This window comes from Exiguobacterium sp. s34, assembly GCF_018617435.1.
Taxonomy (GTDB): Bacteria; Bacillota; Bacilli; order Exiguobacteriales; family Exiguobacteriaceae; genus Exiguobacterium; species Exiguobacterium aestuarii.
In genome coordinates this window covers 20,298-41,505 of sequence record NZ_JACSKE010000002.1, presented here as the reverse complement: position 1 = coordinate 41,505, position 21,208 = coordinate 20,298, and the positions used below count along the sequence as shown (strand labels likewise).

The window sequence follows — 21,208 nt, the reverse complement described above, 5'->3', positions numbered from 1 at the left end:
GAAGCTCTCCATTTATACACGCTTATGTTTGCGGAAGCCAGACGGCTAACTTGTCCTGTAAAGGTTTTAGACGGACATGATGTTGCATATGCAATAAATAGCCGTCTGGACGTATGACCAATATACCGCGTTTCATAAATAGTGACTTGGCAAGTTCATTTCCTTGATCGAAAAATGGACGACTCGTCTTCGACAATGTAATGGTTTGAATGAATGGATGATGCTGATTTAAGAATTCATAAATCGCTGTCAAATCACGTTTGCCATCGTCGAACACGAGCACTTGGAAGCGTCCGTCGGCAATCTCCGAAATCTTCGTCCGAAAGCCGTCATCGGTTCGTAAAATCTCTGTCTCAGGAAAGATCTTTCCTTCGGAAACTCGTCGAAATGGCATACGCAACGCTTTCGGATAGGACAGATGAAGTTGCGAGATTCGTTCCGTTATCTTTTGATTAACGAGATTGACTCGTGTGAAGACATCAGCTCCGATGGCTTGGAACGGTAACAGCATCGGAAGGGTCGTTTGAAGCATCACGGTCGCGATATTCGTCGTCTGTAGGACATTCTTTGCAACGTGTTCGCGTTCATCCCGATACGTCGAGACGACTTGATGTGGAGCACCCGTCTTCAAATGGAGCCATAGCTTCCAACCTAAGTTGAATGCATCCGCAATCCCAGTGTTCATTCCTTGTCCACCGACCGGAGAATTGATATGAGCCGCATCGCCCATTAGAATGATTCGATTATGGATAAACGTATCGACCATCCGATTATGAACGCGAAAAAGTGAGAACCACTCGACATCGTGGATGTGAACAGGCATGTGACTACGTTGTTCAACAAATTGTTGAAGGTCCGATTCCACGAATGATTCATCGGTTCGTAAGTTTCCCGTAATCCGGATTGTTTCATCTGTGAGTGGAAATACTTCTAGCACCCCTTGATCCGAGAAGAAAATATGCACCTCTTCGCGAGAAATGGGCCAATCTGCTTTCAAATCCGCTAACACCCATGCCTCTTTAAACGACTTCCCACTGAAAGGGAGGGCGAGCATTCGACGGATAGAACTGTTCGCACCATCAGCGGCGACGACATATTTGGCTTCGACTGAACGCTGGGTTCCATCTGCAGCAGTCAAATGAGCAATCGTACGTGATGGATATTGGGTGATCGACGAGAGTGATTCGCCGCGCTTCACTGCGTGACCATGTTTGTGTAGGGCGCGTTCTAAAATTTCTTCTGTTTCATTTTGTCGCAGTAGTGTCACGAAAGGATACGGAGTGACAAGCTTTGAAAACTCTAGCTTTGCCGTCCATTGACCTGAGAAATAGAGATTTCCCCGTTCAATCGTACGGGCCCGCTCGAGCACTTCTTGGGCGACATCTAAGCGAGAGAACACTTCGATTGTCCGCGGCTGTATCCCGATGGCCCGAGAATTATCCGACGGGGTCGTCTTTCGGTCGATGATTTGAAATGAAACGCCATATCTGGCTAAGGTGAGGCCGAGCGTCAGGCCGGTCGGTCCGGCTCCGACGATTAGTACATCCACTTGTTCGTCCAAAGTGATCAACTCCTATCATTAATAATGATATTTCCGACATTGGCAGCGATTAAACGAAAAGTGGGGTATAGAACGGTATAAGATATTCGATGATGGAAGGTGAGTGAACGGTGTGCAGCCATGGATCAATGAAAATCAAATTCGAAATAGCTTTACAATGGAAGAAGATTACGAACAGACAGCGGCGGTATTAATTCCGCTCGTTGAAATAGAGAAGGAATGGCATGTCGTCTTTGAAGTACGTGCCCATACGATGCGGCAGCAACCCGGGGAGATTTCTTTTCCAGGAGGTCGACTTGAAAAAGGAGAGACACCTGTCGAAGCGGCGGTGCGAGAAACGTGTGAGGAGCTCGAGATTGCGTCAACTCAAATTGAAGTCATTGGCAAATTGAGGCCGCTCGCCACACCCCATCGACAATTGATTTATCCATTTGTCGGAATCTTATCGGAATTACCAAGTGTGAAAGAAACGGATGAGGTCGATCACTTGTTTACGGTACCGGTCTCTACATTGCTCATGATTGACCCGTTTCATGGAGAGATGGAGTGGACGATGAACCCGGATCAAAATATCCCATTAGATCGATTGGCGAATGCTAAAGCGTACAAAAAACGGGTAATTAAAATGAGAGAACCTTTCTACGAACATGAAGACTATATCATTTGGGGACTTACTGGAAAATTTTTGACACAATTTATTCAACGCATAAAAGAAAACGTATTCAAACCGACATAATTTCGTTATAATGATAGAAACAAATTTAGATTGGAAGTGAATGGGTGTGTCTGAAGAATTCCTCGTAGGTGATATCGTGAAGTCGACTCGTGAAGGATGGGTCGCAGAAGTGACCGCCGTACTGACCAATACTGTGATCGGAGACGTTTCGATCATGGAAGAGTTTCAACAACTCGGGCTCGAGTTTGAAAAACAAGTTTTATTAAAATCAGATTTGGAATTGATTGAACGCGCCAGCTGACCTTTTTTCTGAAAGGGATGATTCAGGTGTCCATTGACAAAAAAGTACGTGAATGGCAAGAGGCGGGTTTGTTAGATGAAGCGACGGGTAAAAGACTAGTCGACTATGAACATACACAACGGGCGGCTAGTGAGCGACATGATCACAAGCCGCCTGTTTTAGTCATTGTCGGCTCGATTTTACTGGCACTCAGCCTATTTAGCTTCGTTGCAGCCAATTGGCAGGCGATTCCTGACCTCTTAAAGATTGGGTTATTTCTTATTTTTATGGTTGGATTTTATGTCTTTGCCGAGCGGGTCCGCTTGAAAACGCCGAGGTACGTCACTTTATTACGCGTATTAGGATTTGTCTTTTTTGTAGCGACCATGGCGGTCATCTTTACCACGTATAATCTATCCGGGCAATTGACGTTTCTGTTTTGGATCCTCTTCACGATGGCCGTTTTGCACAGAATCATGTATGAGCACGTCATTTTTTCGATTATCTCCGCTATCACTGCATTCATGGCCGTCACGAACAGTTTCGAAGGTATAGGGTTGACGTTGATTGGATTTGCACTCGTCGTGACATGGGTATGGTTCCATTTTGTGGAGGAATCATTGGATCGGACGTTCGCATGGCTCACCTTTTACGGTATTCTCAATATCTTTGGTCAATATGTGGACTATGAAGGAAGACTATGGCCACTTTGGTCACTCGTCATTTTACATGCGTTACTTCTGATTTATCGTAAGCGGGCTGCTTGGCAAGCTGCCTATTTATTTGTCGCAGCCGTGCTTTCCATTGGCTATTTAGTGAATGTCACAGAAAGCTGGCTCTCGCAAAGACCACCTTCGATACTAGAAGCGACCCTCCTATCCATCGCACTCGTCGCCGTCTATTTGATTCATCGCCGAAACGATCTGTTGTGGGTGAGTTTGCTCGCAGTCATTCCATTTGCATTATTCGAGGATTCAGGTGTACTTCTGGCGGTATTGATTGAAGTGATTGCATTGGCATACCTCGTCCGTCAAGACATGATGAGACAACCAACCATCTTCGCCTTTATCTATTTCCTAGTTGTCCAGATGACGATTTATTTCATTTATGTATGGGACCGTCTGGATATCTCTCTCTTCTTCTTGATCGGTGCGCTCATCGTCTTCGCATTGTCACTCGGACTATGGTGGCGTAATCGTACGAGAAGGGATGTGACGACATGAAACGATTGTCCACGTGGGTCATTCCGGCCGTCCAAGTCATGATTGCCGTCCTGTTTGTCATTCTTGTCTTTGCCATCTCGTGGGTAGGGGAGACATACACGTTCAAAGGTACTTCGTATGAACCGTATGACCCGTATTTTGGAGACTCTATCTATCTGGAATATGACGAATTCGAAGGACGTCAAAATGTTGAGACGGGGACGGTTTACGTTTCGTTCGAGCAAGGGGAAGATGGATTTGCCGTCATCGACCGAGTCGAGTCAAAACCGTTTTTCGGAGGAGTACGGGCGAACTACTATGACCGCAACCTTTATATAGAAGAAATGGGGTCGTATCGTGTCCCTCAAGATGAAGTAGACAGGGTGGAAGGGGAAAAATCTTTCACGGTCCAAGTCGATGTTGCACCGTGGGGGATGCTCAGATTGTATGATTTAAAGCCAATTGAATAAATAAAACACATGACAGGAAGATTACAGGTTTGTTACATGATTTATTGTAACGATTCTGTAATTTTTTTGTGAAACCTAGTAATAGCAACGTTTTTCGCAATTGTTACAATCTGTAACCACTTTTTACGTCATATGTCAGGAATATTTCACTTCGTTGAAACGGCTACTCCAATGTAACGTGTCGTGGTAAATTAACATCTGTTCGTTACATAACGAGAAAGGTGATGACCTTACTACGATGAAATTGATTAAATATATGATGTTATTTGGAACCGCAATGATTGGGATGTTCACATTCGTTGGTCAAGCAGATGCTGCACAGATCGGAATCGGGACAGAACAGAAAATTGTACAAAATCCAATTGAATTAGAACGACAAGCGATTGAAGAAGAACGACAGAAAGAAATCGCCCGTCAAAAGAAAATTGCCGAAGAAAAACGCATCGCTGAAGAGAAACGCATCGCTGAAGAGAAGCGTCTCGAAGCAGAACGTCTTGCTGCAGAGAAAGAGAAAGCAGAAAAGGAAAGACTTGCTAAACTTGAAGCAGAACGAAAAGCTGAAGAAGCGCGTAAAGAAGCAGAACGTGCGGCAGCAAAAAAGGCAGCGGCTTCTTCGAATAAAAAGACTACGGCGACACCAGTGTCTACGTCAGCGGGTAAAAAAGTCATTACAGTCGAATCGACTGCATATTCAAATGATGTCGCTGATAACAAGGCATATGGTGGTCGTGTCTTAACAGCAACTGGTCATGACGTGACTGATTCGATTTATTATAACGGGATGCGAATCATCGCTGTTGACCCTGCCGTCATTCCATTAGGTTCTAAAGTCCATATCCAAGGTGTCGGTGATGCGATTGCCCTTGATACAGGTGGAAGAATCAAAGGACATATCGTCGATTTACTCGTCGATTCCAAACAGGATGCGATCCAATGGGGGCGTCGTCACATCAAAGTAACGCTTTACTAATGGTCAGGTTCTCCAATAGGAGAGCCTTTTTTGTTTAACAAAGTAGAGAAACGGGCAAAATACTATTTGAATTTCCATTTTGGAAATAGTCGAGGAGGGATCAGGTTGATTGAGTTTCGTGATGTGTCAAAACGTTATGAAGACGGGACGTTAGCCGTCAAAGAGTTAAGCTTAACAGTAGAAAAAGGAGAAATCTTTGTATTGATTGGACCTTCCGGGTGTGGAAAGACCACGACGATGAAGATGGTCAATCGCCTCATCGATCATACGGACGGTAAGATTTTAATCGATGGAAAAGAAATCTATCAATTCGATATTTTTGAGTTACGCCGTAACATCGGTTATGTGCTTCAACAAATTGCCTTATTCCCCCATCTAACAGTTGAAGAAAACATCTCTGTCGTACCGGAACTATTGAAATGGAAAAAAGAACGAACGAAAGACCGTGTGACGGAATTGATGAAAATTGCCGGTCTCGACCCGAAATTACGTTCGAAGAAGCCCTCGGAACTATCTGGTGGTCAACAACAACGGGTCGGGGTATTGCGCGCACTAGCCGCAGACCCGGACGTCATCCTGATGGACGAACCGTTCTCTGCGCTTGACCCCATTAGCCGTGGTCAATTGCAAGATGACATCAAGCGACTAAATGATGAACTCGGTAAGACGATTCTATTTGTCACACACGACATGCAAGAAGCGATGAAGCTCGGTGACCGCATCGCATTGATGCGCGACGGCGAACTCATGTTGGTCGGTACACCAGATGAAATATTGGCGAGTGAAGATCCGTTCGTCTTAGAATTCACACAACGCGGAAGAGGTGAGCTAGATGCTTGAGACGTTCCAAAATAGACAAGGTCAGCTTGTCGAGGCACTGATTGAGCACTTGCAGCTCTCTGTCGTATCGCTTTTAATTGCCGTTTTGATTGCCGTACCATTAGGGATTTGGCTGACACGTCGTAAGAAAATTGCCGAGACCGCCATTGGTGTTACAGCAATTATTCAAACGATCCCTTCGCTTGCCCTACTCGGGTTAATGATTCCACTCGTAGGAATCGGAGCATTGCCTGCCATCATCGCGCTTGTGTTATATGCGCTCCTACCAATTTTACGTAACACGTTTACTGGATTGAATGAAGTGGACAAATCGTTACTTGAAGCAGCTCGAGCTTGTGGGATGAAGCCGAATCAAAGTTTGATGAAAGTCGAACTTCCCCTTGCATTGCCGGTCATCATGGCTGGTATCCGTACAGCGATGGTCTTAATCGTCGGTACGGCAACACTCGCTGCTCTTGTCGGAGCAGGCGGACTTGGTACACTCATCTTACTTGGGATTAACCGAAACGATAATTACTTAATCTTACTGGGTGCGATCCCAGCCGCTATTTTGGCACTCCTGTTTGACTTCTTGTTGCGTCAGATGGAAGGTGCGACAGCGACTCGCAATAAGACGAAATTGATTGCTGTTTCTACCGTACTCGCCCTGGTCATCATCACGCCGCTCGCATTTGGTCGCTCTCAAGAGACAGACCTTGTCGTTGCCGGTAAACTCGGTCCAGAGCCAGAAATTCTGATGAATATGTATAAGCTATTGATTGAGGAAGAAACAGATTTGACTGTATCCGTGAAACCGAACTTCGGGGAGACGACGTTCGTATGGGGCGCACTCCAATCAGGTGACGTCGACATTTATCCGGAGTTTACAGGTACAGCACTCGCGAGTCTCGTCAAAGAGACACCTGAGTCAAACGATGCAGGTGAGGTATATGAACAAGCGAGAGAGGCACTGGCCGAAGACGGATACGTGATGCTAGAACCGATGAAGTTTAACAATACGTATGCGCTCGCGATTCCACGTGACTATGCCGAGGCAGAAGACATTACGGCTATTTCAGATTTACGGAATGTCGAGTCCGATATTAAAGCCGGTTTCACCCTCGAGTTCACCGACCGTGAAGACGGGTATCCTGGCTTACAAAACGAGTATGGGTTTGATTTCCCATCTGTCGTCTCGATGGAGCAGAAATTACGTTATCGCGCCATCGCTCGAGGGGATGTCAATCTAGTCGACGCTTATGCGACGGATCCTGATATCGCCGAGAACGATCTCGTCGTATTAGAAGACGACCGACAATTCTTCCCACCTTATCAAGGCGCACCACTCATGAAAGAGGAGACGCTTGAAGAGTATCCGGAGATTGAGGATGCGCTCAACCAACTCGCCGGCAAAATTACAGACGAACAGATGTCTGAACTGAACCGACGTGTTGCCTACGGAAATGAACGTGCTTATGATGTAGCGAAAGACTTCTTAGAACAGGAAGGGTTATTATGAGAGCTTTGATTATTTCGAATCCGAAGTCTGGTACGAGCGAAACGATGCTCGGAGAAGTCATCGGAACGATTGAATCGCTCTACGAAGAAATAATTATCAAGAAAACTCAAGAAATCGGGGACGCGCTCCGATTCGCGAAAGAAAGTGGAACGTTCGACCATATGATTGTGATAGGGGGAGACGGGACCTTAAACGAAGTGGTGAATGGCTTAATGACGTTAGAGCGTGAGGAGCGTCCGACAGTAGGAATCATTCCTGCCGGGACATGTAATGATTTTGCGCGAGCGCTTGAACTTCCCATTCAACCGACACAAGCGGCAAGTGTCATTAAGTCGAATCATGAACAGCATGTGGACGTTATTCAAGTTGATGAGATGTATGCTCTCAATTTCGTAGGAGTCGGATTGATTGCAGACACGTCACGTCAAATCGATCCGGATGAAAAGGAAGCGTTAGGTTCAATCGGTTACTTTTTAGCGACTATCCGCCAGTTTCGCGAAGCTGACCCATTTGAGATTCGGTTACGACGAGGAGATGAACTCCTTTACGAAGGTGATGTCAGTTTTCTATATGTAGGGAATGGGAGTTATCTCGGGACCGTACCGACGAAGCTTGAGACACAATCGTTTTCAGACGGATTGTTAGAAGTCGTTCACAGTTCGTCAATCGGATTTCCGATGATTCGACAATTGTTGGCCCAGCAACTCGGTCTTGATCAAAAATCGACGGAATGGAATCACTTTCAGGCTCCTCATGTCGAAGTAGAGTTAAATGAACCTCAAATCATCGATGTAGACGGTGAGCATTTCGAAACCGATCACTTAACGATACGAATTCGAGAGCAGGCTCTCATGTTTTTAACGCCATAAAGCATCAACAGAGAAAAGTATTCAGACTTTTCTCTGTTTTTTTGTTGTCCTGACCCTTGAACCGTGTTAGTATTTCACTATTATTATGAAAATGAAATGAAAAACAGGAAGTAGGGGTAATCATGGCGCAAAACTCATTCGCCTCAAAAATTGGATTCATTCTAGCTGCCGCAGGGTCGGCAATCGGTTTAGGTGCGATATGGAAGTTTCCATACGTCACTGGAACTAGTGGGGGCGGTGCCTTTTTACTCATGTTTTTGGCGTTCACATTATTACTCGGTCTGCCATTATTAATTGGTGAATTCATCGTTGGACGTTCTACGCAAAAGACGGCACTTCTCGCCTTCAAAAAATTAGGGCACGGTCGTTGGACCATCATCGGTTATTTAGGTGTCATCGCATGTTTCTTGTTGCTTTCCTTCTATAGTGTTATTGGAGGATGGGTTCTCATTTATATCGGGCTCGGTTTAAGTGGAACATTAAGCGGGCGTTCGGCTGACGAATTCGGGGATGTTTTCGGAAACGTCGTTTCAACACCAGGAATTGCTGTACTCGGACAATTTTTATTCCTTTTAATCACGCTCTTGATTGTATTACGTGGAGTTGAAGCAGGAATCGAACGAATGAGTAAAATTTTAATGCCACTCTTGTTCGTCAGCTTCTTAGTTCTCGTCGTCCGTTCATTGACACTTGACGGAGCGATGGAAGGGGTTCGCTTCTTCTTACAACCGGACTTCTCAGCATTAACGGGTGAATCAGTGTTGTTTGCTTTAGGTCAAGCCTTCTTCTCCTTATCGTTAGGAGTAGCGGCGATGTTGACGTATGCGTCTTACATTAAGACGAAAGGGACGTTGAATCGTTCGGCGAACATGATTGTTCTATTGAACATTGCAGTATCACTCTTAGCTGGGCTTGCCATCTTCCCGGCAGTCTTTGCATCGGGACTTGACCCGGCTGAAGGTCCGGCGCTACTGTTCGTCGTGTTACCGGCAGTCTTCAACCAAGTACCACTTGGTGGATTCTTCATGGTCTTGTTCTTCCTATTATTCGCTTTCGCATCGATCACGTCATCGATTGCCATGTTAGAAGTCGTCGTTGCAGGTGTGACGGATCGATTGAATGAAAAGAAATCGAGTTGGACGAAGAAACAAGTGACGGTAACGGCCGCTATTCTCGTCTTCGTTGTAGGAGTTCCATCCGCATTGTCGTTCGGATTATTGAGTGATGTACAATTGTTTAATGGGCTAACGTTCTTCGATACGATGGATTACCTTGTTAGCTATATCTTGATGCCGGTCGGGGCGCTCTTGACATCGATTTTTGTCGGATACGTCGTCGATCAACGTATATTGAAAGATGAGATCCAAACGTCAGAACCAGGTAAGAAACTTTATCCAATCTGGCATGCGCTCATTCGTTACGTGATTCCCGTAACGGTAGCAATTGTCATGGTATCAACGTGGGTTACAACACTTACAGCACAATAACCGAAACCGTAGGCTCTCAGAGTCTACGGTTTTTTTCGTCGCACAACGGGAAAGAAGTCGATATAGGTTGTTGTTTCTACACCTTTGGACGGAGGATTTAGCGATTTTTATTATGCTAAAATGATAGAGATGACGAAACTTTTTTTGATAGGTTTCGTAATGTACAATAGAAGTAACATGAGATGAGGTGAAAAGAATGAAAACATGGATGAAATGGGCCCTGACAGGGGCGGTCATATACTTTGCCATCAACGTATTCGATTTCTCCTGGTTATTCATTATCGTAGGGGCGCTCGTCTTGAATGAAGTCTGGTCGACGAACAAGCGCAAAAACCGTCAACGCACACCGACAACGGTTGCGAAACGTGCCAAGAAAAAACTGTTGCTTGATGAGGACGAACCATTCACGGGTTCAAGAATCCTTAAACCGATTGAAGAGCCTGTCCCAGCACGTCAATTCGAGGCGACAGACGATTTAGAGCTTCAATTTTTGCAACGGACGATTGAACAAGGTTATGAGAAGTTGCAACAGATTGACCGTGTCCTTCCTGAAATTAAAGATGTGGAAGTACGGCGTGAAATGAAAGCTGTCTCAAAAGAAGCGCATGAATTGTTCGAAGAACTTTTCGAAAACCCGCAAGACGCGAAACATGTTCGAGACTTGTTCACATTCTACTTAGATTCCCTCGTCTCGGTCGTCTTGAAATTTAAAGAACTTGAAGGAAAACGAGTCGTTATTCAAGAAGAGACTCGAGAGCAATTAATCACGAATATGCGACTAATTGTCGATAAATTTAAAGAACAGCGCGGACGTCTTCTTGAAGATGACGCCGTAGACTTTGAACGTGAACTGATCATGATGGAGCGAGTCTTATCTGATCAGCCGGAAGGGAGAAAGAAACATGACTTCATCGAATGAAACGAACTGGCAGTCATGGCCGGAAGAAGAGCTGACATCTGATACGAAAACAAAAACCGAAACAGAGGGGTTTAGTGACCCTTCTGTGGAGTGGTCATCTGTTTCACAACCTCATGAAGTACCTGCCATTCAAGCCAAGCCAGACGTACCTCAAGAGCATCGTGAGCGAATTACGCGATTGGCGGAGTCCATCGATATTAAAAAGACGGATTCAGTCATGCTGTTCGGCTCGAATGTCCAACGTGAACTCTCACAATTCTCTGACCAGATTTTGACGGAAGTGCGTATGAAAGACGGCGGGGATGCTGGGAAATTATTGTCTGACTTGATGCAAAACGTCCGAAAGATGGATCCAGACATGCTTCAGCCGGAAAAGAAAAGTTTCATGGACAACATCCCGCTCATCGGTCGCGCAAAGAAGAAGGCTGAAAACTACAAGCTTCAATTCGAAAAAATGAACGTCTATTTGGAAGAAGTCATTCATAACCTCGATCGTGCCAAATTCGGGCTCATGAAAGACATCACGATGCTCGATCAAATGTACGACAAGAATAAGCGATATTTCGAAGAGTTGAACGTCTATATCGCTGCGGGTGAGACGAAGCTTGATCATGTACGTGAACATGAGATTGCGCCACTTCGTCAAGAAGTGGAAATTTCAAAAGATCAGTCTAAGCTTCAACAATTGAACGATATGATTCAATTGGCAGACCGTTTCGAGAAGAAGTTACATGACTTGAAATTGAGTCGTACGATCAGTCTTCAAATGGCACCTCAAATTCGAGTGATTCAGCAGAATAACCAAATCCTTGCGGAGAAAATCGAATCAGCGGTCGTCAACACGATTCCTCTTTGGAAAAACCAAGTCGTCCTTGCACTCAGCTTGACGCGTCAGAAGACGGCACTTCGCATGCAACAGGATGTGACGAAGACGACCAACCAGTTGCTTGAGCAGAACTCGAAGATGTTGAAAGACTCTTCAATTGAAATTGCTCAAGAGAATGAAAAAGGGATTGTGTCGGTGGAGTCACTTAAAGTCGCCCACGAGAATTTACTCTCGACGTTGGATGAAACGTTACGCATTCAACAAGAAGGGAAACAAAAGCGTCGTGACGCTGAGCGTGAACTTGATCGGATGGAACATGAGCTTAAAGAGAAAGTCATCGAGATTGCTTCTAAAAATAAAGAACTACCTAAAGATACTGGATATTAAGAAGGGAAGTCTGAGCAATCAGACTTTCCTTTTCTACGAGGAGGGGCTTACATGGAGAAACAACGATTGTGGGACGAGACGTGGTTATTGTTTGCCGATATGATGGCTGAGCGACACTCAAAGTGTGCATCTAAGAGTGTTGCCTGTGTCATCGTAAAAGATGAAAAGCCGATCTCAATTGGTCTAAACGGCACACCGTCTGGTCATACGAATTGTAATGAAATCTATATCAAGCAAGAAGATGGGTTTTATAAACATACCGACTATGTTGCGTCGACGGACCTCGATATGATCAACGAACCAGCTCGGCTCATCCGTAATGGTGTGACTTATATCAAATGTACGGACCCATATGACCATCATCACTGGTCGAAGCAACATGAGATTCATGCGGAAATCAATGCGATTGGAAAATTGGCTGCCGACTCGACGAATGCGTTCGGTGCGACGGCATATGTTACCCATTCACCTTGTCATGCCTGCTCCCTTGCGCTGATTGCAGCACGCGTTGCACGCGTCGTTTATGCGGTCGGTTATGAGCATGGTGACGGTTTAGAGTTGATGCGTGAAAGTGGGATTGAAGTGTTACATATGCCACTTGAAAAAATGTACAAAAATACATTGTAAACGTTTTCATTAGATGATATATTATTAATGTACTGCCAATGGTGTTTTACTCTTCCATTATTCGCCCCTCCTCGGAGGGGCCTTTTTTTTTGTTCAAAATGAAGTGAGACAAACTTTACACATAATGTTCAATATTTCACAATATACTCTTTGAAATCTCTTATATAATGAAAGTAGATTCAGGAGAGGGGAATTTGATTATGGAAAAACTCGTTCGCTTTACAGATGGTGCATATGAAGTGGAAGCGTTAATCACACTTGAAGAAGTGTGGGAAGATAAATTTGCGATTGGCATGCATCAGGAATTGGCAGTCAAATCGTTAACCATTAACGGAAATGAAGTATCAGAAATCAAACACGTTCGTGCACTCCTTCGATATTATCCGACACTTGGCGTCTCGGGAATCTTGTTGGCATTAGACAAGGCAGCCGCTGAAATCGTCGCTTTGTCGAAAGATCAAGATCCAGCACTTCAATACGTTGAACTCGTGGCACTTCAAATGGATGAAGCGGCGACGAATGACTTGAAAACTCTATACGCAGCAATGTGATTTAAATTGGGTGAACTATTTCACCCAATTTTTTATTGCATCTATTTTTTGTTATGGTATGATGTTTACAGATGAAGAAATGGAATGCCATATCGTTGTCAACCATAAGCATGGGGATCTAGATAGCTAGATCGCTGTCAAAAAGCCACGTTCATAGGAACGTGGCTTTTTTTTGTGCAATGAGGTCGAATCCGGCTGCTACATCGTTAGCGAGGTGAGCGTCTGATCCTAACGTGAAAGGGATGTTCAGTCGGTTGGCGCTCTTTGCAAGTCCTGCGACGTACGGCTCGCCACAGTCAGGCTTTCTTAATCCCGCCGTGTTGAAATCGAGTCCGAAGCCCCGATCAGCAATCGCTAGTAAGAGACGTTCCTCTTCCTCTTTTACATGTGAACGGTCCCATTCATAATTTTTTTGATATTTGATCGGTAAATCAATGTGTCCAATCCGAGCGACGTTGATCTTTTCCCATGGGAATCCAAGGCCGCGTTCGATTGACTCATAATAAGCTTTCATCACATTCTCGAATGAGCCGAGCGCTGTGACTAGCTCATCAAACGTCTCAGCAGAATAATCAATCGGCATATATGTGCCATCTACATATAAGAAGTGCTGAGACAAAATGACTTCATCAAGCAATGGTGCAAAAGGTTCTAATAAAGCGATTGTCTCTTCCTCAAGGTGTGGCAACAAGTCGACTTCTAGCCCGACTTTTATATCGATGACATCTTTAAAGTGTTGTTTCATCTGCTGTAATGTATCGAGATATTCAGGAAGTAGATCGATGGACATTGCTGAGTCTTGGTTCGGGACCGGATCGATAAACGATCGTGGGAACGGCGCGTGTTCTGTGAACGTCATTGTTTGCAGGCTTTTTTCGATTCCGGCTTGAATATATAGTTCAATCGGGTCTTTTGTGCCGTGTGGACAAAATGGGGTATGCACATGACCATCATGGGTAAAGTTAAACATCCGTTACACGTCCTTTTCAGTTCAATTGGTTGACAGGTGTTGCTCTGTTTGATAAATTTAACACACTGCTTTAGTTTGGTAAAGTGATAATAAGATAAAGGGTGGTTTTCATGATTTGGTCAAATTCAAAAGGTTCGATTCCAGAAGGATGGTATGAACTTCAATCAGGAGATGTCATTCGACCAAAGCGTTGGATGCTGTCATTTTTAGAGAAGGCAGAGGCGAGCGGTTATGCCGTCATCGACCCACCGCTACTCGAATACTATTCGCATTATCAAAATTTGGCGCTCTTTGACGAGTCGGCCTACTATCGTTTATTCGGGAATGACGGGGAACTCCTTGTCATGCGCCCTGACTATACACTTCAAATTGCTAGAAAGCTAGCAGACGGTCATGAACCGATGCGTGTCGCCTACGCCGGAGCTGTCTATCGTCGGACGGTCAAGCATTCAGGTCAACCGCATGAACGCCAACAGCTTGGACTCGAGTGGGTCGACGGTGAAGAGAAAGACAGTCATCTCATTGAATCTTTTCTCGATATGACTGAAGGAGTCCTTCCAAAAGATCGTTTGACATTAAAAATCGGATCAGCGGCTGTCATCTCGTTAATCGCGAAAGAGACGGGCATACAGGAACGCACATTCCGAAAAATCTTGGCGCTTCGAAATTTAGAGTCATTACGCGAACTAGCTGAGACGTATCGGTATCCATTGATTGCGAAGCTTCCTTTTTTAATTGGGAACGCTGCACTTGAAGAATTACGTGCCGAGGCACCGGATTCTTTAAAAGATGCCATTGATGAAGTCGATGATGCCGTACAACACTTGCGCTCAATCGGACTAGAGGTGTCATATGACTTCGGTCAAACGGGAGACTTTGATTACTATTCTGGTTTGACGGTGACGGGTAGCGTTGAAGGCAAGCGAGTCCTTTCAGGTGGACGATACGATTCCCTATATGGACATTTTGGACACTCGAGACGAGCGTTCGGCATGTCACTCGATTTAGAACAGTTAGATGAGGTGATGAAATGAAGGTAGCGGTCGCAAAAGGACGAATTGAAAAAGCAGCCCGTCAATTTTTTGTAGAAAAAGATTTGCCGGTATGGCCGGAAAAGCGTGGACGTGAGCTGACGGTACAGGCAGGGGATCATGAGTTTATTTTCGTCAAAGGGGACGATGTCTATAAATATGTGATGCACGGTGCCGCAGATGTCGGAATCGTCGGGGGAGATATTCTACGAGAAAAAACACCTGGTGTGCTCGAAGTCGTCGATTTACCGTTCGGACGTTGTCGGATGGCCGTATGTGGCCCTAAAGTTCGACGTAATGGCACAAAGAAATTAAAAGTGGCCAGTAAATATCCAAACATCGCCATCTCACACTTTGCTTCGAAACGACAGAACGTTGAAATCATCGCGTTGAATGGGTCGGTCGAACTTGCTCCGCTAACCGGACTCGCTGATTGCATCGTCGATATCGTCGAGACGGGTGCGACGTTGGCAGCGAACGACTTAGAGGAATATGAAACAATCTTTTCAATCAATGCAAAGTTCATTACGAGTGAAACGGCTTTGGCGGAACAGCCTGACGAATTGAAGGAATGGATCCGCAAGCTGAGTCAGGAGGGAGACGCATGAGCACTGAAACGAATCGATCACGTCGCGAAGCATGGGCCGAGGCCGTGAAACCAATCGTCGAATCGATTGAAACCCGTGGAGACGAAGCGCTACTTGAATGGACGCGTCAATTCGATGGCGTCGACAAAATCGAATCAGTCGATTTGTCTCGCTTCACCCCGCCGGCAGCATATGCCGAATTAACTGAAGCGCTGACATTGGCAGCAGAACGGATTCGTGCGTTCCATTCTCATCAAGTACGGCAAGATGATGTGTTTGAAGATACGATGTTCCGACTCGGTCGACGTTATATGCCACTCGATTCGGTCGGTGTCTACGTGCCAGGCGGGACAGCTGTTTATCCGTCGAGCGTCCTGATGAACATCATTCCTGCGAAAGTCGCCGGTGTCAAACGAGTGGTCATGGTCACTCCTCCAAAAGCAGATGGAATCGACATTTCGCTCTTGATTGCAGCAAAAATCGCAGGAGCTGATGAATGTTTTCTAGTAGGAGGCGCACAAGCCGTTGCTGCACTTGCATATGGGACAGAAACGATCCGCCCGGTTGATAAGATTGTAGGACCGGGAAATGCGTATGTCGCGACAGCGAAGGCACTCGTGTCGCACATCGTCGGCATCGACTCCGTTGCCGGACCGTCTGAAGTATTAATTGTTGCCGATGAGACGGCGAATCCGAAGTGGGTCGCGGCTGACCTTCTCGCACAAGCAGAACATGACGTAGAAGCGACAGCAATCGCACTCGTCACGACAGAGACGCTTCGTGATGAAGTGGAGCGAGAACTTGAACGACAGCTCGCGCTCTTACCACGACAGGACATCGCAAGAGAAGCGTTGAAGCGTGGCGGTGTCTTGTATCGATCGCTAGAGGAAGCCATCGAGTATGCGAACACAATGGCTGCCGAGCACGTCCAGTTAGCCGTTAAAGACCCGGAGCAATTGATGAAGTCGATTCGTCACGGTGGGTCGTTCTTCCTCGGTCACGAGGCAGCTGAGGCGTTCGGAGATTATATCGCTGGACCGAATCACGTCTTACCGACGAGTGGGACAGCGCGATTCTCGAGTGGATTGTCCGTCGACGACTTTTATCGCCGTCAGACGTTCCTTGAGATGACAGAGCTCGATGAGACGATTACGAAGGCGGCGATTCGAATCGCCAAACAAGAACAACTAGAAGGACATGCCCGTGCAATGGCTGTTCGGATGGAGGACGTATGAGACGAAATTATCAGAACATCCCGCGCTATGTGCCGCATGCCGTGACTGGGTTCGCGCTCAATCAAAATGAGAGCCAATATCCGTTACCAGAACGATTGAAACAAGCGATTCGTGACGTATCACTTGAGGCACTAAGCCGTTATCCGGTCGACGAGTTGATTGCTTTAAAAGCGAGTTATGCGACCTATGCAGGAGTCGAGTCGACACAACTCATGGTCGGAAGCGGAAGCGATGAACTGTTGGCAATTTTAAGTCAGGCGATCTTAGATACAGAGGATCGTGTCCTCGCTCCGGCACCTGACTTTTCGATGTATGGCATTTATACTCAAATCGCGAGAGGCCAATTCATCCAACCTGATGCAAACGGGTTGAACTATGAGACACTCGTCGAGCTCATTCAATCAATCAAACCGAAGCTCGTTCTGATCTCGAACCCAAACAACCCGACAGGCAAGATGTGGACGCTTGAACAACTTTCGGACATTGCGGCACGCGTCCCGTATCTCGTCGTGGATGAAGCGTATATCGATTTCACGATGGACGACTCATTTGTGTCTCGCTTGAACGAGCACCCGAACGTCATCATCCTACGGACGTTATCGAAGGCGTTCGGTTTAGCGAACCTTCGGATTGGTTTCATGATTGCCTCAGAGGAGATCATCGAACAAATCGACCGATTCCGCTCGCCGTTCAACGTCAGTGGACTCAGTGCCGCTGTCGCGAACGTCGTCTTACGAGATGCATCATACATTCAGGAGTCGATTCAGTTCCATACGGCGCAACGTAAGAAATTAACGGAGTTGTTACGACCAATCGGTGAGATTTTACCGAGCCGTGCCAACTTCATTTATGTCAAAACGGATGATAGTGAAGAATGGGCATCTCGCTTCCTTGAGAATGGAGTCCATGTACGCGCGTTTCCTGATGGGCTACGTGTCAGTGCGGGAACAGACGAAGCGTATGCCTATATTCGACAAACGATTGAAGAGGTGAATTCTGTTGAGAACAGCTGAACTAAAACGTGAGACGAAAGAGACGAAAATAGACATTCAATTAAATCTAGACGGAACAGGGGAGAGTTCCATTCAGACGGGGGTCGGGTTTTTTGACCACATGTTGACGTTGCTCGCCTTTCACAGTCAGATGGACTTACACGTGAAAGTAGAAGGCGACACATGGGTCGATGCCCATCATACGGTCGAGGATGTCGGGATCGCGCTCGGGCAACTCATTGCGAAGTCTCTCGGGGACAAAGTCGGGATTCGTCGTTATGGCTCAAGCTACATGCCGATGGATGAGACGCTCGCGCGAGCGGTCGTCGATGTGTCAGGGCGCCCTTACCTTGTCTATCAGGCGGAGATTCGCAATCCGAAGCTCGGCGATTTTGACACAGAACTCGCAGAGGAGTTCTTCCGTGCCGTCGCCATGAACGGTCGACTCACGCTTCACCTCGCCGTCCTTTACGGGTCGAATTCACACCACATGATTGAAGGGTTGTTTAAGGCGTTCGGTCGGGCACTCGCCGAGGCGATCTCGAGCGATGGGACGAACCGACTCCCTTCTACGAAAGGATGGATCGAAGGATGAAAGTAGCTGTCATCGATTATGGCATGGGAAACGTGTTCAACGTCGAACGTGCGTTACAAGCTATCGGCTGTTATGTCGTGATCACGAATGATGCGAGGCAAATTGAAGAAGCGGACGCCATTTTACTCCCTGGTGTCGGTGCTTTCCCACAAGCGATGCAATCACTCGAACAGACAGGTCTTATCCCGTTACTGCAACAAATGGCGACAGAAAAGCCGTTTTTAGGCATTTGTCTCGGGATGCAGCTCTTGTTTGACTCAAGCACGGAAGGGATGCCGACGAAAGGTCTCGGTTTGATTCCGGGAACTGTAGAACGTATGCGTGCGAAGCGGCTCCCACACGTTGGATGGAACTCGATCCTTCGGGACGAGGATGTCTATTTTGTCCACTCTTACCATGCGGTGACGGATGACGAATACATCGTGGCAGCGGCTGAATACATGGGTGAGAAAGTTCCGGCGATTGTTCAAAAAGGGCTCGTGACGGGCATGCAGTTCCACCCAGAAAAAAGTGGGACGTTCGGTCTCAGTTTACTTCAAGAATGGAAGGAGGCGGTCGAACGTGAGATTACTACCCGCCATTGATTTAATCGGAGGAAAGATTGTCCGTTTGACGGAAGGTGATTTTTCGACAGAAGAACAATATGGTGACCCGTATGAGCTACTGAAGGAATGGCAAGGAAAAGTTCCGATGATTCACTTGATTGATTTAGAAGGGGCCAAAGCAGGTGAGCCACGTCACTTAAACGTCGTCCGCTATGCAAAGTCTCTTGGATTCCTCGTTCAAACAGGGGGCGGGATTCGTTCAGAAGCCTCACTCGATGCGGTCATGGAAACTGGTGCGGACCGCGTCCTTTTAGGGACGAAGGCGTTCACGGACCCTGACTTTTTGGATCGGGCTATCGAGAAGTACGGCAATCGAGTCGCCGTGGCACTCGATGCGTATGATGGGAAAGTCGCTATCAACGGCTGGCAGGAAGCGACGAAACTCGATGATATCTCTGTCGCCCAAGACCTCGTCCAACGAGGAATCGAGACGATTTTGTATACGGACATCGGTTCTGACGGGAAACTAAACGGACCGAACGTCTCCCGCATGAAGGCGTTACGGCAAATCGTCAACGTCACCCTGATCGCTTCAGGCGGTGTGACGACGGAAGAGGACGTGAAAGAACTGAAGATGGCCAAGATTGATGAGGCGGTCGTCGGCAAAGCGCTCCTCTCCGGTAAAGTAAGTATCGATGAACTGATTGAATGGGAGGCGCGTTATGCTTAAACGCAGAATTATTCCATGTCTCGATGTGAAAGAAGGTCGTGTCGTCAAAGGGATTGAATTCGTTCAATTACGAGACATTGGTGACCCGGTCGAAATTGCGAAATATTACGATGAGTCGGGAGCAGATGAACTCGTCTTTCTCGATATCACGGCAAGTACGGAACGCCGACAGACGATGCTCGATGTCGTCAGTGCGGTTGCACGAAAAGTGTTCATTCCGTTGACGGTCGGTGGAGGGATTCGTTCGCTTGAGGATATCTCTTCACTGTTAAAAGCAGGAGCGGACAAAGTATCATTGAATACGCTCGCTGTCGAATCTCCGAGTCTCATTCGTGAAGCCGCGGATCGTTTCGGATCACAATGTATCGTCGTGGCGATCGATGTGAAGTTTGAAGACGGGGCGTACTACGTCTACACATATGGCGGTAAAAAGAAAACCGAGCTGTTGGCAGTCGAATGGGCGAAACAAGTGGCCGCACTGGGAGCGGGTGAACTTCTTGTCACGTCCATGAACCAAGACGGGAAGCAGAACGGATATGACCTGACGATTTTAGAACAACTCCGCGAAGTCGTCGATATTCCGATTATCGCTTCCGGTGGTGCAGGGAATGCCGAGCACGTAGTCGAGGCGCTTGAGAAAGTCGATGCCGCATTACTTGCCTCCATCTTACATGACCGAAAAACGACAGTAGAAGAGGTGAAGCACGTATGCACGAGTCACAACTTGCCGATGCGGTTCGTTTCGACGAAAATGGACTAATCCCCGCCATCATCGTTTCAGAAGAGGATGGAGCGGTCCTCATGTTAGGATATATGAACGATGAGGCAATCCGACAGACACTTCGTGAACGAGTCGTCACGTTTTGGTCCCGATCGAAAGGTCGGCTGTGGATGAAGGGGGAGACGAGCGGGAATACACTTGACGTCGTCAGCATTCACGTCGACTGTGACCAGGATGCGCTTCTCGTTCGTGTCCATGCGAACGGTCCGACGTGTCATACCGGGAATCGAAGCTGTTTCTTTACGGAGGTGAGCGTATGATTCATGAATTGGAGCAATTGATTCAATCTAGAAAAGCAGAACCGAAAGAAGGTTCTTATACGACGTACTTGTTGGAACAGGGTGTTGAAAAAATCGCCAAGAAGTTTGGTGAAGAATCGTTCGAGGTTGTCATTGCTGCCATGACGGATGAAGACTTGGTCGAAGAGTCAGCAGATCTTCTGTATCACTTACTCGTCTTGTTAGCAGCCAAAGGTGTTCGTTTAGAGGATGTGGAGGCGTTACTTGCCAAGCGTCACGGAACGACGACACCGGCGAAGCCGCGTCGAGACGTCACGGAATGGTAAACGAAAAGGGAAGG

22 protein-coding genes and 2 pseudogenes are annotated in these 21,208 nt (G+C 46.6%); 22 read left to right on the top strand and 2 right to left on the bottom strand.

The annotated features are described in order from the left end of the window. Nucleotides 1–22: 22 nt before the first annotated feature. The gene (locus KNO87_RS03835) at nt 23–1,561 is read right to left on the bottom strand and encodes an FAD-dependent monooxygenase (protein WP_214793932.1); all 1,539 of its coding nucleotides are present in this window, start codon (nt 1,559–1,561) and stop codon (nt 23–25) included. 112 nt (nt 1,562–1,673) lie between these two features. Here KNO87_RS03835 and KNO87_RS03830 point away from each other — a divergent pair, with 112 nt between their 5' ends. The 13 genes and pseudogenes from KNO87_RS03830 (at nt 1,674) to KNO87_RS03770 (ending at nt 13,163) form a co-directional block, all read left to right on the top strand. Further along, nucleotides 1,674–2,297 (top strand): NUDIX hydrolase, encoded by a 624-nt coding sequence (locus KNO87_RS03830; RefSeq protein WP_260569815.1) that lies wholly within the window; start codon nt 1,674–1,676, stop codon nt 2,295–2,297. A gap of 40 nt (nt 2,298–2,337) precedes the next feature. Continuing rightward, nucleotides 2,338–2,538 (top strand): DUF2187 family protein, encoded by a 201-nt coding sequence (locus tag KNO87_RS03825; RefSeq protein WP_214788531.1) that lies wholly within the window; start codon nt 2,338–2,340, stop codon nt 2,536–2,538. A gap of 17 nt (nt 2,539–2,555) precedes the next feature. Next, complete coding sequence (locus tag KNO87_RS03820; RefSeq protein WP_214788528.1) at nt 2,556–3,740, top strand: DUF2157 domain-containing protein; 1,185 nt, start codon at nt 2,556–2,558, stop codon at nt 3,738–3,740. Then, nucleotides 3,737–4,189 carry a GDYXXLXY domain-containing protein gene (locus KNO87_RS03815; RefSeq protein WP_214793929.1) on the top strand — a complete coding sequence of 151 codons (453 nt, stop codon included), beginning with the start codon at nt 3,737–3,739 and terminating at the stop codon, nt 4,187–4,189. The genes KNO87_RS03820 and KNO87_RS03815 overlap by 4 nt, the downstream gene beginning before the upstream one ends. 238 nt (nt 4,190–4,427) lie before the next feature. Beyond that, nucleotides 4,428–5,159: a 3D domain-containing protein gene (locus tag KNO87_RS03810; RefSeq protein ID WP_251126026.1), complete on the top strand. Its 732-nt coding sequence runs from the start codon at nt 4,428–4,430 to the stop codon at nt 5,157–5,159. A 105-nt stretch (nt 5,160–5,264) separates the two neighbouring features. Continuing rightward, nucleotides 5,265–5,981: pseudogene (locus KNO87_RS03805) on the top strand (ABC transporter ATP-binding protein); the annotation flags it as partial. A gap of 10 nt (nt 5,982–5,991) precedes the next feature. Next, nucleotides 5,992–7,497, top strand: coding sequence for an ABC transporter permease/substrate-binding protein (locus tag KNO87_RS03800; protein ID WP_214788519.1), 1,506 nt, complete (start codon nt 5,992–5,994; stop codon nt 7,495–7,497). Further along, nucleotides 7,494–8,366 (top strand): diacylglycerol/lipid kinase family protein, encoded by an 873-nt coding sequence (locus KNO87_RS03795; RefSeq protein ID WP_214793926.1) that lies wholly within the window; start codon nt 7,494–7,496, stop codon nt 8,364–8,366. Before KNO87_RS03800 ends, KNO87_RS03795 begins: the two co-directional genes overlap by 4 nt. A 122-nt stretch (nt 8,367–8,488) precedes the next feature. After that, nucleotides 8,489–9,853: a sodium-dependent transporter gene (locus KNO87_RS03790; protein WP_214788513.1), complete on the top strand. Its 1,365-nt coding sequence runs from the start codon at nt 8,489–8,491 to the stop codon at nt 9,851–9,853. Between the two features lie 196 nt (nt 9,854–10,049). Next, nucleotides 10,050–10,772, top strand: coding sequence for a 5-bromo-4-chloroindolyl phosphate hydrolysis family protein (locus tag KNO87_RS03785; RefSeq protein WP_214788511.1), 723 nt, complete (start codon nt 10,050–10,052; stop codon nt 10,770–10,772). After that, nucleotides 10,756–11,985, top strand: coding sequence for a toxic anion resistance protein (locus KNO87_RS03780; RefSeq protein WP_074034586.1), 1,230 nt, complete (start codon nt 10,756–10,758; stop codon nt 11,983–11,985). The genes KNO87_RS03785 and KNO87_RS03780 overlap by 17 nt, the downstream gene beginning before the upstream one ends. Nucleotides 11,986–12,036: 51 nt before the next feature. Then, a complete protein-coding gene (locus KNO87_RS03775; RefSeq protein ID WP_214793923.1) occupies nt 12,037–12,612 on the top strand; it encodes a deoxycytidylate deaminase in 576 nt (191 codons plus the stop codon). Between the two features lie 200 nt (nt 12,613–12,812). Further along, on the top strand, nt 12,813–13,163 hold the full coding sequence (locus tag KNO87_RS03770) for a hypothetical protein (protein ID WP_214788506.1): 351 nt from the start codon (nt 12,813–12,815) through the stop codon (nt 13,161–13,163). A gap of 151 nt (nt 13,164–13,314) precedes the next feature. Here the strand turns inward: KNO87_RS03770 and hisJ are convergent, their stop codons facing one another. Beyond that, nucleotides 13,315–14,133: a histidinol-phosphatase HisJ gene (hisJ, locus tag KNO87_RS03765; protein ID WP_214793920.1), complete on the bottom strand. Its 819-nt coding sequence runs from the start codon at nt 14,131–14,133 to the stop codon at nt 13,315–13,317. Nucleotides 14,134–14,243: 110 nt separating this feature from the next. On the opposite strand from hisJ, the gene KNO87_RS03760 reads away from it, so the two are divergent. The 9 genes and pseudogenes from KNO87_RS03760 to hisIE all read left to right on the top strand — a co-directional run bounded on the left by KNO87_RS03760 (nt 14,244) and on the right by hisIE (nt 21,194). Then, on the top strand, nt 14,244–15,167 hold the full coding sequence (locus KNO87_RS03760) for an ATP phosphoribosyltransferase regulatory subunit (RefSeq protein WP_214788501.1): 924 nt from the start codon (nt 14,244–14,246) through the stop codon (nt 15,165–15,167). Next, nucleotides 15,164–15,772 (top strand): ATP phosphoribosyltransferase, encoded by a 609-nt coding sequence (gene hisG, locus KNO87_RS03755; protein WP_214793917.1) that lies wholly within the window; start codon nt 15,164–15,166, stop codon nt 15,770–15,772. The genes KNO87_RS03760 and hisG overlap by 4 nt, the downstream gene beginning before the upstream one ends. Next, on the top strand, nt 15,769–16,986 hold the full coding sequence (gene hisD / locus KNO87_RS03750) for a histidinol dehydrogenase (protein WP_214793914.1): 1,218 nt from the start codon (nt 15,769–15,771) through the stop codon (nt 16,984–16,986). Before hisG ends, hisD begins: the two co-directional genes overlap by 4 nt. After that, complete coding sequence (locus KNO87_RS03745) at nt 16,983–17,999, top strand: pyridoxal phosphate-dependent aminotransferase (protein ID WP_214793911.1); 1,017 nt, start codon at nt 16,983–16,985, stop codon at nt 17,997–17,999. The genes hisD and KNO87_RS03745 overlap by 4 nt, the downstream gene beginning before the upstream one ends. Next, nucleotides 17,986–18,573 (top strand): imidazoleglycerol-phosphate dehydratase HisB, encoded by a 588-nt coding sequence (gene hisB / locus KNO87_RS03740; RefSeq protein WP_214793908.1) that lies wholly within the window; start codon nt 17,986–17,988, stop codon nt 18,571–18,573. Before KNO87_RS03745 ends, hisB begins: the two co-directional genes overlap by 14 nt. Then, the gene (gene hisH, locus KNO87_RS03735; protein ID WP_214793906.1) at nt 18,570–19,157 is read left to right on the top strand and encodes an imidazole glycerol phosphate synthase subunit HisH; all 588 of its coding nucleotides are present in this window, start codon (nt 18,570–18,572) and stop codon (nt 19,155–19,157) included. The genes hisB and hisH overlap by 4 nt, the downstream gene beginning before the upstream one ends. After that, nucleotides 19,135–19,848 (top strand): 1-(5-phosphoribosyl)-5-[(5-phosphoribosylamino)methylideneamino]imidazole-4-carboxamide isomerase, encoded by a 714-nt coding sequence (gene hisA, locus KNO87_RS03730; protein ID WP_214793903.1) that lies wholly within the window; start codon nt 19,135–19,137, stop codon nt 19,846–19,848. The genes hisH and hisA overlap by 23 nt, the downstream gene beginning before the upstream one ends. Then, nucleotides 19,841–20,608 (top strand): imidazole glycerol phosphate synthase subunit HisF, encoded by a 768-nt coding sequence (gene hisF, locus KNO87_RS03725; protein WP_214793900.1) that lies wholly within the window; start codon nt 19,841–19,843, stop codon nt 20,606–20,608. Before hisA ends, hisF begins: the two co-directional genes overlap by 8 nt. After that, nucleotides 20,557–21,194, top strand: a pseudogene (gene hisIE / locus KNO87_RS15410) (bifunctional phosphoribosyl-AMP cyclohydrolase/phosphoribosyl-ATP diphosphatase HisIE). Before hisF ends, hisIE begins: the two are co-directional and overlap by 52 nt. The last annotated feature ends 14 nt before the right edge of the window (nt 21,195–21,208 follow it).